The organism is Winslowiella iniecta (assembly GCF_001267535.1).
Taxonomy (GTDB): domain Bacteria; phylum Pseudomonadota; class Gammaproteobacteria; order Enterobacterales; family Enterobacteriaceae; genus Erwinia; species Erwinia iniecta.
The window spans coordinates 206,192-216,362 of sequence record NZ_JRXE01000004.1 but is presented as its reverse complement, the minus strand read 5'-3'; the positions used below and the strand labels follow the sequence as shown (position 1 = coordinate 216,362).

General features: G+C 56.7%; 9 protein-coding genes. 7 read left to right on the top strand and 2 right to left on the bottom strand.

All coding sequences use genetic code 11. The features are described from left to right. Together NG42_RS04255 and NG42_RS04250 are read right to left on the bottom strand one after the other, a co-directional pair. Nucleotides 1-717 (bottom strand): CmpA/NrtA family ABC transporter substrate-binding protein (locus NG42_RS04255; RefSeq protein WP_052898016.1); only part of this gene is annotated, 717 nt, incomplete at its 3' end. A 289-nt stretch (nucleotides 718-1,006) separates the two neighbouring features. Next, nucleotides 1,007-2,260 carry a nitrate- and nitrite sensing domain-containing protein gene (locus NG42_RS04250; protein ID WP_052898015.1) on the bottom strand — a complete coding sequence of 418 codons (1,254 nt, stop codon included), beginning with the start codon at nucleotides 2,258-2,260 and terminating at the stop codon, nucleotides 1,007-1,009. Nucleotides 2,261-2,526: 266 nt separating this feature from the next. On the opposite strand from NG42_RS04250, the gene NG42_RS04245 reads away from it, so the two are divergent. The 7 genes from NG42_RS04245 to NG42_RS04215 all read left to right on the top strand — a co-directional run bounded on the left by NG42_RS04245 (nucleotide 2,527) and on the right by NG42_RS04215 (nucleotide 10,133). After that, nucleotides 2,527-3,042: an SH3 domain-containing protein gene (locus NG42_RS04245; protein ID WP_052898014.1), complete on the top strand. Its 516-nt coding sequence runs from the start codon at nucleotides 2,527-2,529 to the stop codon at nucleotides 3,040-3,042. 102 nt (nucleotides 3,043-3,144) lie between these two features. Further along, nucleotides 3,145-4,365: a type IVB secretion system protein IcmH/DotU gene (icmH, locus tag NG42_RS04240; RefSeq protein ID WP_052898013.1), complete on the top strand. Its 1,221-nt coding sequence runs from the start codon at nucleotides 3,145-3,147 to the stop codon at nucleotides 4,363-4,365. Continuing rightward, on the top strand, nucleotides 4,362-6,479 hold the full coding sequence (gene tssM, locus NG42_RS04235; protein ID WP_156321996.1) for a type VI secretion system membrane subunit TssM: 2,118 nt from the start codon (nucleotides 4,362-4,364) through the stop codon (nucleotides 6,477-6,479). Before icmH ends, tssM begins: the two co-directional genes overlap by 4 nt. Nucleotides 6,480-6,495: 16 nt before the next feature. Further along, nucleotides 6,496-7,194, top strand: a complete 699-nt coding sequence (gene tagF / locus NG42_RS04230) for a type VI secretion system-associated protein TagF (protein WP_052898031.1) — start codon at nucleotides 6,496-6,498, stop codon at nucleotides 7,192-7,194. Nucleotides 7,195-7,231: 37 nt separating this feature from the next. After that, complete coding sequence (tagH, locus tag NG42_RS04225; RefSeq protein WP_052898011.1) at nucleotides 7,232-8,395, top strand: type VI secretion system-associated FHA domain protein TagH; 1,164 nt, start codon at nucleotides 7,232-7,234, stop codon at nucleotides 8,393-8,395. Then, on the top strand, nucleotides 8,392-9,168 hold the full coding sequence (locus NG42_RS04220; RefSeq protein ID WP_052898010.1) for a PP2C family protein-serine/threonine phosphatase: 777 nt from the start codon (nucleotides 8,392-8,394) through the stop codon (nucleotides 9,166-9,168). Before tagH ends, NG42_RS04220 begins: the two co-directional genes overlap by 4 nt. Before the next feature lie 14 nt (nucleotides 9,169-9,182). Continuing rightward, nucleotides 9,183-10,133, top strand: coding sequence for a hypothetical protein (locus NG42_RS04215; protein ID WP_052898009.1), 951 nt, complete (start codon nucleotides 9,183-9,185; stop codon nucleotides 10,131-10,133). Nucleotides 10,134-10,171 lie beyond the last annotated feature (38 nt).

Here is a 10,171-nt window from a genome sequence, read left to right as displayed (position 1 = left end):
CCAGATCTGCTGGGTGGTGGTGGCGGTGAAACCAATATTGTCGCGGATGGCACGCTGGTTCCAGGGTTCGCCGACGCAGTAGCCACTCATATTGCCGATCTTCATATTCATCACCATCTGCGGCGGCGGCACCACCACGGTGCGCACATCCTCAAATGGGTTGATGCCCGCATTCGCCAGCCAGTAATAGAGCCACATCGCATGGGTGCTGGTGGGAAAGGTATGAGCAAAGGTGAAGGTTCCGGCCGGTTTGGCCGCCACCGCCTGTTTCAGGCTGGCCGCATCGGTCACCTTCATCGCTTTCAGCTGGTTCGACAGGGTGATGGCCTGACCGTTATTGTTCAGCGTCATCAGGTTAGCCATCTGATGTTGCGGCCCGGCTACGCCCAGTTGCAGCCCATACAACATGCCATACAGCACGTGCGCCGCATCCAGTTCACCGGAGGTCAGTTTGTCACGCACCGCTGCCCAGCTGGCCTCCTTGCTCGGGATCAGGGTGATACCGTGCTTTTTATCGAAGCCTTTTAGCGCCGCCATTACCACCGGCGCACAGTCGGTGAGCGGAATAAAACCGACGCGAATTTCTGTTTTTTCCGGCGCATCCGATCCGGCGGCCCAGACACTGTTCAGCACACCCGGCAGGCAATAGCTGCCGGTTAAAATGGCGCTGCCAGCAAGGAATCGACGACGCGACAGCGGAAAACGGTCTTTGCTCATCATTAGCTTCCTGGAAAAAATAAATAAAAAAAGGCGTCCTCCGACATGCATATGCATGCGGCAGGACGCCTTTATCCAAAGCACTCATTGCACCGCCGTTGGTGAAACAAATGCGTAATTTGCCTGATAAGTGTTGCAAGCACTGTGCCAGTTTTTTGTTACCTTGCTCCGGCTCAGTCAATTCGCCACGCGGGCTGTCTGGCGGTACGCATTGCCTTTATCTGGCGACCAACAATTGTGTTTTACGCACTATGCTGAGGCATTAAATGCACACCCTTTGTGCAGATACTCATTTCGGGGTATCGGCAAAAGCCGCGGCTACCGATAGCATCGCCGCCGCAATTTCTGCCACCCTTTTATTCTGATTCATCGCCATTTTACGCAGCGTTTGCCACGCCTGCTCTTCGCTACACTGGTGATGGTTCATCAACAACGCTTTGGCCTGATCGATCTGCTTACGATCGTTGAGCGTGGCGCGCATCATCGCCAGCTCATCGGCCTGCGCCTGTAAACGCTGCGCCTGTTGCTGAATCAGGGACAGCACCGAGCGCCCGAGCTGCGGCGAAACCCCTTCGGTATCCAGCGTGGTGCTGTGCTCTTCCAGCCAGCCCGCGCCGCCAACATACAGGCTGAAGCCCTGTTGAGGGTTAATGGTGTGTAAGTGTTGACTGATATCGTCCAGCGCGTCAGCGGCTTCGGCACGCTTGATGGTGCTGCGACAGCGCTGCATCAGGGTGTTTTCCAGCTGGTCCTCCACCGCTTTCATACCATCGAGCCGTTTGGTCAATAGCTGAAACCAGCGTAGCACCCCGCTCTCATCGGTTTTACTGCCCATGCAGGCCACCCGGCGCAGGCGCTCAATTTCACTGTCGGCTTCGGCGAGGGTGCGCCATAACTGTAAACTCTGCGTGTCGGCAAACTGGCTGAAGGTGACGAAGCAGCGCTGCTGCTGCTCAATCAATGCCACCAGGGTTTTACTCTGCACGGCGCTAAAGGCACCGGCGGCGAAACCCGCCGAACCGGTGGCGCGCTCCTGTCCTGCCAGCTCTTTGCCCTGCATAAAACTGAACATGGCGATTAAGGCGCGCGACACTTGCGGATCGCTGGCGGTATCAGCGGCTTCAAACACCAGGTTCAGCAGCTGGCGAATAATCTGGTTAAAGCGCTCCATCGCCGCGTCGTGACTGACCGCCAGATTTTGTACCTGCTGACGTAATGGCTTCAGGTCGCTCAGTCCATGCAGCGCGGCGGCAATCCGCGCATACAGGCGGCTGTAGCCCGCCAGCGGACTGACTTGCGTACCCGGCAGCAGCGCGATCATGCCGTCGGATTCGCGGCTGACATCCCGTGCGCAGCGTGGCAGATCGTCACCAAACAGCTTGCCGCCCGAGCAGATCCAGATATTCGAGGCACCGCGTTCACGTTGCAGCACATGGATTAGCTGGCTAATCTGGCCGATCAGCCGTCCGGTATGCAGCAAATTTCGCAGGCTGGCGATTTCACTCTGACGTGAAACCAGTAAGTAATTCAGGGCGGTGTTCATAAATGCTTTCCCGGAGTGCTGAGCAAGGTAAAGCAGATAAAGCAAAAGCCGTGCCGTCGGTTATTCACGGCAGGCCGAATTAACATGATAGCGATTAAGCTGCAATGGTTTTAAATCTCAAAAGTGTCAGGTAGACTGATACCCGCTTTATCTTTTTGTAAAACTGAACAATTTTTTGCGCCGTTCTGACGGCATGCCGCGTTGAAATAATCGCCAGAAGCTGTTCATTGTTACGCCGTCATGTCTGAATTTGTCCAGACGCTCAGATGATATTCACGAGGATCGCTGTGAAAATTTGTATCGCGTTAACGCTGTTAGCTGTGCTTACCGTAGCGGGATGTAAGGCTCCGCCTCCCCCTCTGACGGATGACACCCTGGTAACCAGTGAGGTTGCGGGTGTGACGTTAACTCACCGCTATGCGGTACAGGCACCTCAAAAATTTAAGCCGGTAAATGAAACCTGGCGCGCACTGTATAACTCATCGGTGATGACCACGCCGGATTACAGTGGAAAAATTGTCCGCTATCTGGAAACCGGTAAGCCTTTTACTGTATTAGGCGTGGTGGAAAATCACTGGCTGGCGATTGCTGACGAAGATCAGCCGCAGTTAGTGGGTTATGTGCCACTGAAGGCAGGCGTGATCAGTGACCGCTATGACGCCACGGTGCGCAGCGATCGCCCTAAACCGCGTAAAGCCGCTAAGCAACAGGTGTGTGTTGATGTCGGGGGTGACAGTAAAGCCTGCCGCAGCCGGGACACTGCCACCTGGATACTCGATTAGCTCCCGGTTGTTTCTGAAGGCGCACGACTGCGCCTTTTTTGCTTCTTTAAACGTTAAAGTCGCCTGATGGATCAGACGCTAAGCCAGGATTTACAACCGCCCATGACGCCGGAACTTGCTGCCCGCGATACGCACTCTGCGAGCGCCGAAAACCCACTCCATGCCGCAGCCGCGCCTTTACTGAATGCGATTGTGCAGATTCGTCTGGCCGCTACCCACGATGATCCGGCAGGACTGCGCCACCAGCTGATTGAAGAAATCCGCCAGTTTGAAGCCCGCTGCAAGCAGCGGGATTTGCCGTTTGAAATGATTATTGGTACTCGCTACTGCTTATGCAGCGTACTGGATGAGGCCGCCGCGCAAACGCCGTGGGGCACGCGAGGCGTCTGGTCAGGTAACGGCCTGCTGGTGACCTTCCATAATGAAAGTTGGGGTGGCGAGAAATTCTTCCAGCTGCTGTCGCGCATCTCGCAGTCACCGCAACAGCATCTGTGGCTGCTGGAAGTGATCCACTACTGCTTACTGCTTGGTTATGAGGGCCGCTATCGCGGTGCCGCCAATGGCCGGGCGCAGTGTGAGGCGATTCGTGTCCGCCTCGCGCAATTAATTGATACCACCCGTAATACCCCACCAACGCCGCCAGCCTCGCAGGTGATTGTCAGGCCGCAACAGAGCACGCTCTGGCGACCGCCGGTGCCGCTGTGGGCCTGTATCGCCGTGACGGCGTTTCTGGCCTGTATGATCTACAGCGCGCTAAACTGGCGTCTGGGTAACGCCGCCGAACCGCTGCTGCGCGCGATTTATCAAATCCCGCTGCCACAGGTGAAAAATAGCCGGAACTTCAGTTCGCCGCAGCGCCTGCTTGATCTGCGTAAACCCTTAAGTGACGTGATTGCGGCCGGTCAGCTGGACGTCAGCGACGGCCCGTTTGGCAGCAAAGTGATGCTGTCGAGCGACAAACTTTTCGACAATGCGGCCACCGCACTTAACCCGGTTGGCCGGGCGCTGATTACGCGCGTCGCGGCGGCGATGAGTGAGATCAAAGGCAATGTGGTGGTGACGGTATATACCGATAACCAACCGCTGCACAGCGCCCGCTTCGCTTCCAACTACGAATATTCGCTGGCACAGGCGCGCACCATTACTGCCCTGCTGCGCCAGCAACTGGCAACCGGGCACAGTATCAGAGCGGAAGGTCGTGGTGACAGCGCGGCGCTATACCCTAATGACAGCCAGGAAAATCGCGCCCGTAACCGTCGCGTTGAAATCACCCTGTTCGCCGCTCCCGAGTCGGCCAGCACGGTTAACAAAGGAACGCCGTGATGCGCAACCTGTCCTCACTGCTTACCAGCCGCTTGTTCTGGGGTTTTATCGGTATCACCGCACTCTCCAGCGTGATCTGGATGTTGGGGCCACTGATTACCCTCAATGGCTCACGCCCGCTGGAAGCCAAAATCAATCGTCAGGTGCTGACCGGCATCGGCTATTTCCTCTGGATCCTGTTACAGCTGATCCCGCGTCTGTATAGCGCCTGGTTTAACAGCAAACTACTGCATAACTTGCAGAACAGCAGTGTCGATCAGGGTGAGCTGATGGCGACGGAAGAGCTGTTAACCTCGCGGTTTAATCAGGCGGCAACCCTGCTGAAAAAGGCCCATTTTTATCAGCAGCCGCGCGCGGGCTGGTTGCAGCGCTACAGTGCGCGTTATCTCTATCAGCTCCCGTGGTATATGATCGTTGGCGCGCCGGGCGCCGGTAAAACCACGGCGCTGATCAACTCCGGCCTTGATTTTCCGCTGACCGATACGCTGGGAAAACAGGCGATACGCGGCGTTGGCGGCACCCGTCACTGCGACTGGTGGTTTACCGATCGCGCCGTGCTGCTGGATACCGCCGGGCGCTACACGTTGCAGGAGAGCATGCGCGCCCGCGATGCCAGTGAATGGCAGACCTTTATCAATTTGCTGAAGCAGTATCGTGCACGTCAGCCGATTAACGGGGTGATTATTACCATCAGCGTCGCCGATCTGCTCAGCGATTCTGCCGAGGCACGCCACAGCCAGGCCAGTGCGTTGCGTAGCCGGATGGAAGAGCTGCATCAGCAGACCGGCATTCACTTCCCGGTGTATCTGATGGTCACCAAGACCGACCTGCTGAAAGGCTTTATGAGTTACTTTGCCAGTCTCGATAAAGCACAGCGCGACCAGACCTGGGGCTTTACCTTTCCATGGGAGCCTAATCGCGACAGTGAACGCGCACTGAACACGCTATTCAATCAGCAGTTCCTTGAGCTTTCCGCCCGCCTGAACGCCGATCTGGCGAGTAAAATGGCCGGAGAAAACGATTTAACCCAGCGCGCCGACTGCTTCCTGTTTCCGCAGGAGTTTGCCTCACTGCGTCCGCTGCTGGCGGAATATCTCGATATTATCTTTTCCCCGACGGCGGGCGAAGTGGCGTGGTCGGCACGCGGACTGTTCTTTACCAGTGGGACGCAGGAAGGCTTGCCGTTTGATCGTGTGATGGGACAACTGACGCGTAAACTGCAATTACCGCAGTCGCAAAGCCACTCTATTGCCAACTGGGACAGCGTGAATCGTGCCGCACCGATCCCGGCCAACAAAGGCCAGAGCTTTTTTATTCGCAATCTATTAAGCGAAGTGATTTTTAAAGAGAGCGGACTGGCGGGCAGCGATCGGTCGTGGGAGTATCGCAATCGCCTGCTGCACTGGATTGGCTACGCCGTGCTGGCCGCCATACTGACGCTGACTACCGGTTACTGGCTGGTAAGCTATTATCAGAATCAGCACTATTTGCAGCAGATTGCGGCGCGCGTCCCTGCCGCCAGCCAGCAGGCGCAACAATTCGGCCATGCGGATGACGATGCGGGGGATATTCTCGATCTGCTACCGTTTTTAAATAATCTGGTAAAACTGCCGCAGCCAACCGACTTTTCGCTCGACCACCCGCCGCTGAGCCTGCGCGGTGGGCTGTATCGTGGCGATCAGGTCAGCGACGCCGCATGGACGCTGTACCAGAATGCCTTGCGTTCGCTGCTGCTGCCCCGGGTGGCGCGACAGATCACCGCCACCTTGCGTAACGACAAAGGCAATGACGGCGAATTCAGCCGCAATGCGCTGCGCGCGTACCAGATGCTGTATCAGCCGCGTAATTATGACGGCGAGTTTCTGCGTGGTTGGGTGATGCAGAATTTCCAGCGTACCCTGCCGTCGACGGTCACCACCCGGGATTTACAGCAGCTGGACTGGCACCTCAGCCAGCTGCTCGATCGCCAGATTCAGACCTCACCCTATGCGCGCGATAACGCTTTGATGATGCGCAAACTGGCGGATAATCTGGATAAAGCTGGCATTAGCCGTCAGACGCTGGCGTCAGCGCCTGGCGTACTGTTCCCGCCCGTCACCCAGGGCGTGCAATAATCCGATGGATAAGATTATGGCTGAGAACTTCTCTCCCGGCTGGTACGGGAAGCTGCCGGTTACCGGTGATTTTCTTCAGCGACGATTGCCTGAGCCGATTGTCGCCAGCTGGTCAAACTGGTTTCAGCAGGGGTTGACCTGGTGGCATTATCATAACGACGCCACCAGCGAGGATTTTCTGCGCGCGCCGGTGTGGAATTTTGTGCTGCCCCCCACCCCCGGCGTTCAGCGCATTCAGATGGGGTGTTTACTGCCCTCACGCGATCGGGTCGGTCGCGCATGGCCACTGCTGGCGCTGCGCAGTTTTTCCCTTAGCGAGTGGCATCCGGCGCAACTGGCCATCTCCGGCGACTGGTATCAGGCGCTGGGCGATGCGCTGTTGCATAGCGTCAAGAATGGCCTCTCCCCCGATGCGCTGGAAGCCAGCCTGCGGGCGCTGTCGCCGCTGCCGGTACCGGAAAATCAGCGCTCGGCGATAATGGACGTGATTGGTTATCAGGATTTATCCTGCACCCTTAGCTGGCGCGAAGTGGCGGACAGTTTCGATCCGCAACGCCATATCAGCTACTGGTGGAGTAACCGCAGTGACGGTTATCCTCATGCCACCCATAAACACAGCGGCAATCTGACCGCCCAACTTTTTTCGCTGCTTTTCAACCCGGCGGCAGGTGCGCATCCGGGGCGAAACGGACTTTATCCGCCGATGTTTGAGTAACGCGACTCGCCGCCAGGCCTCTTAATGCAGGAATTTTATGCGATTTACCCTTGAGCAAAACGATAGCGGGACGCCGCCGACCGCCGTTGATTTCCTGCCACCAGGCGGGACCATTGGCCGCAGTGTCGACAACGATCTGGTGCTGCCGGATGAAGATCGCGCCATTTCACGCCTGCAAGCACTGGTGCATGTCTCTGCCAGCGGCGAGTGTCGTCTGACTAACCGCGGCAGCGTGACTTCAGTGGTTCTGAACGGCGTACCGCTGGCGCGAGGCCACCAGGTTGAGCTGCAACACGGCGATTCCCTCGGTATCGGCGATTATCAGATTCAGGTCACCGATCCCGCTCAGCCGGTAGCCGCGGCCGACACACTCGATCCACTCGACCTGTTTAATCAGGACGCGTCACTGGCGGTCGACCCGTTAGGGATTCTTGCGGCCGAACAGCCGATTATCGCCGCCGGTAATGAAAGCAGTCCCGGCGAAAAACCACCGGTTCGCGCGGCGCACCACAGTGACGCACGGTTGGATATCGATCCTCTGCCGCATGAAGCCCGCGAACAGAGTGAACAGCACGCGGCCTGTAGCAATGAAAAACTGATTCAGGCGTTGCTGGAAGGAATGGGACTCGACAGCAGGCAAAATAAACTGCCGCTGACTGAAGAAGAGATGCGGATGACCGGCCGTATGCTCAGCCTGTTTTCGCAGGGAACGGTGGCATTACTCTCCTCACGCTCCATTTTAAAACGGGGCGTGAAAGCGGAAATGACCATGATTCTGAATGAGGCGAATAACCCGTTCAAGATCCTGCCGTCGGGTAAAACGGTGTTGATGCAGATGTATCAGAGCCAGATGCCGGGCTTTATGCAGCCTGAACAGGCAGTGCGCGATGCGCTGGTCGATTTACAGGCTCATCAGTTGGGGATGATCGCCGGGATCCGGGCGATTATCGCCGCGATGCTGCAATCGTTTAATCCGCAGCGGCTGGAAGATCAGGCCAAAAGCGACGGTCTGGTGGGGAAAATGAGTTTTGCCAGTTCGCGCAAAGCGGCAATGTGGGACTACTTTGTGCGCGATTACCAGAATACCGCAGGCGAAATCGAAGATGACTTCCATACGCTGTTTGGCGAAGCGTTTTTGCATGCCTATGACGTTGAGGTTAATCAGTATAAAGATTCACAACTCAAAGCGGATGCCGAATGAAGATAACCTTTAGCTCAACGTCGCAGACTGGCGCAAGGCAGAGCAATCAGGATTTAACCGGTAGCCTGCTGGGCGAGCGCAGCGCCTGTTTTCTGGTATGTGATGGCGTGGCAGGGCTGCCAGGTGGGGAAAAAGCCGCCCGCATTACTTGCGACACCCTACTCGGTCAGCTGGACGGCGATCGTCCCTGCAGCCCGCAGGAAACCCGATTTGCAGTGGAAAAAACCGCCCGCACCCTGCGCGATGCGCAGCAGATTAATCCGAAACTGGAACGCATGAGTACCACCCTTGCCGCGCTGTTTATCGATCGCGTCAGGTTACTGGCCTGGTGGGCGCACGCCGGTGACAGCCGCATCTATCACTTCCGCCGCGGCTATATTGAACAAGTGACGCGTGACCACAGTCTGGCGCAACAGATGATGGACGCCGGATACGAAAATACCGGTATTAACAGTAATTTACTCTATAATGCGCTCGGTGCGGAAACCGAACGTGACGCCAGTTACAGCGAAGTGCTGGAGCTGGAAGATGGCGATGCTTTTTTAGTCTGTACCGATGGTTTCTGGCTGAATCTGAAGCCGGAAGAGATGGAGCAGGCGTTGCGCATGGTTAACTCGCCGGACGAGTGGCTGGCGCTGATGCAAAAAGCGATCGATCGCAGTGCCAAAAGCGATAACTTAAGCGCCGTTGCGGTGTGGATTGGTTCGCCACAGGAAACAACGTTATTACAATCATTGTCTGACTCGGCGCGTTTTTTGCCGCCTCGCGATTAACTTCAAGGAACGTTATGAAATACTGGTTACCCGGCGTTTTGACATTGTTAATGGCTTCTGCCGCCAGTGCAGAGGATTACCGGGTGGTGTATGCACCGAGTCTTGAACTGGAAGTCTTTATTGATAATGTCGCGAGCAATGCGCCGGAGGACTGGTGCCAGCCAACACTGAATTTGCGCATTGTATCGGGTGAAAGCAAAGAATCGCAGATACTGAACGATTTCCTGCCGCGTGTCGGCACGCTGTTAGCCGGACAATGTAGCCAGCTGGAAACTCTGCCATGGCAGATGACCAATAAAAAAGGCTCGGTACTCGCCAGCGGCAGTGCCAGCAAAGCGCAGCGCTGGCAGCCGGGGGTTACGGCCGATGCCACTGCCACCGCAACCTCGGCCAATGCCGCCCCACTCGACCTTTCCCGCCCGGCAGACAGCCAGCCGTTACAGCATTTTGATCTGCCCGGTGGTTGTCATTTCCGTACCTGGTGGGATGAAAAGGGTCGGTCGCTGTTTATTCCCGACGATGGCGCGCTTAGCTGCTCCACTGAGGGCTGGCTGGAGGGCGAGACCCAGCTGACGCTGTCTGCCGACGGAAAAGCGACGCCGGTGCCGGTCAGCTTCTGGCAGGGCTACCCCTTGCTGAATATGCACCCGACGCGCAACGGGCTGGATATCGTGGCGATTAACAATCAGCGCATGGTGCTCGGCAGCAAACAGGCTGCTGATAGCTGGCTGGTACTGCCGTTTGATAACAGCCTGCACGCCTGGGTCTTCAGCGGCACGCTGCTGGTGAAAATGGACAAACAGGCCGCCACAGATATGGCCACGGTGAAAAGCCGCGTCGATACGGTGAAGAAAAGCTGGGCCGCTCAGTACGATCAGAAAGTGAAACTGAATGTGATGCTGGTCGACGAACTGCATGCCGATCTCGTCGACCCGGCCATTGGCGCATACCGTATTTTAAATTAATCGCAGGCGTACAGCCTGCTGTAATCAGGCCGTTAGCT

Excerpts from the sequence above, each read along its gene's own strand:
- tagF (WP_052898031.1), top strand. The coding sequence starts at position 6,496 with ATGGCTGAGAACTTCTCTCCCGGCTGGTACGGGAAGCTGCCGGTTACC.
- NG42_RS04250 (WP_052898015.1), bottom strand. The coding sequence starts at position 2,260 with ATGAACACCGCCCTGAATTACTTACTGGTTTCACGTCAGAGTGAAATC.
- tagH (WP_052898011.1), top strand. The coding sequence starts at position 7,232 with ATGCGATTTACCCTTGAGCAAAACGATAGCGGGACGCCGCCGACCGCC.
- NG42_RS04220 (WP_052898010.1), top strand. The coding sequence starts at position 8,392 with ATGAAGATAACCTTTAGCTCAACGTCGCAGACTGGCGCAAGGCAGAGC.
- NG42_RS04215 (WP_052898009.1), top strand. The coding sequence starts at position 9,183 with ATGAAATACTGGTTACCCGGCGTTTTGACATTGTTAATGGCTTCTGCC.
- NG42_RS04245 (WP_052898014.1), top strand. The coding sequence starts at position 2,527 with ATGATATTCACGAGGATCGCTGTGAAAATTTGTATCGCGTTAACGCTG.
- icmH (WP_052898013.1), top strand. The coding sequence starts at position 3,145 with ATGACGCCGGAACTTGCTGCCCGCGATACGCACTCTGCGAGCGCCGAA.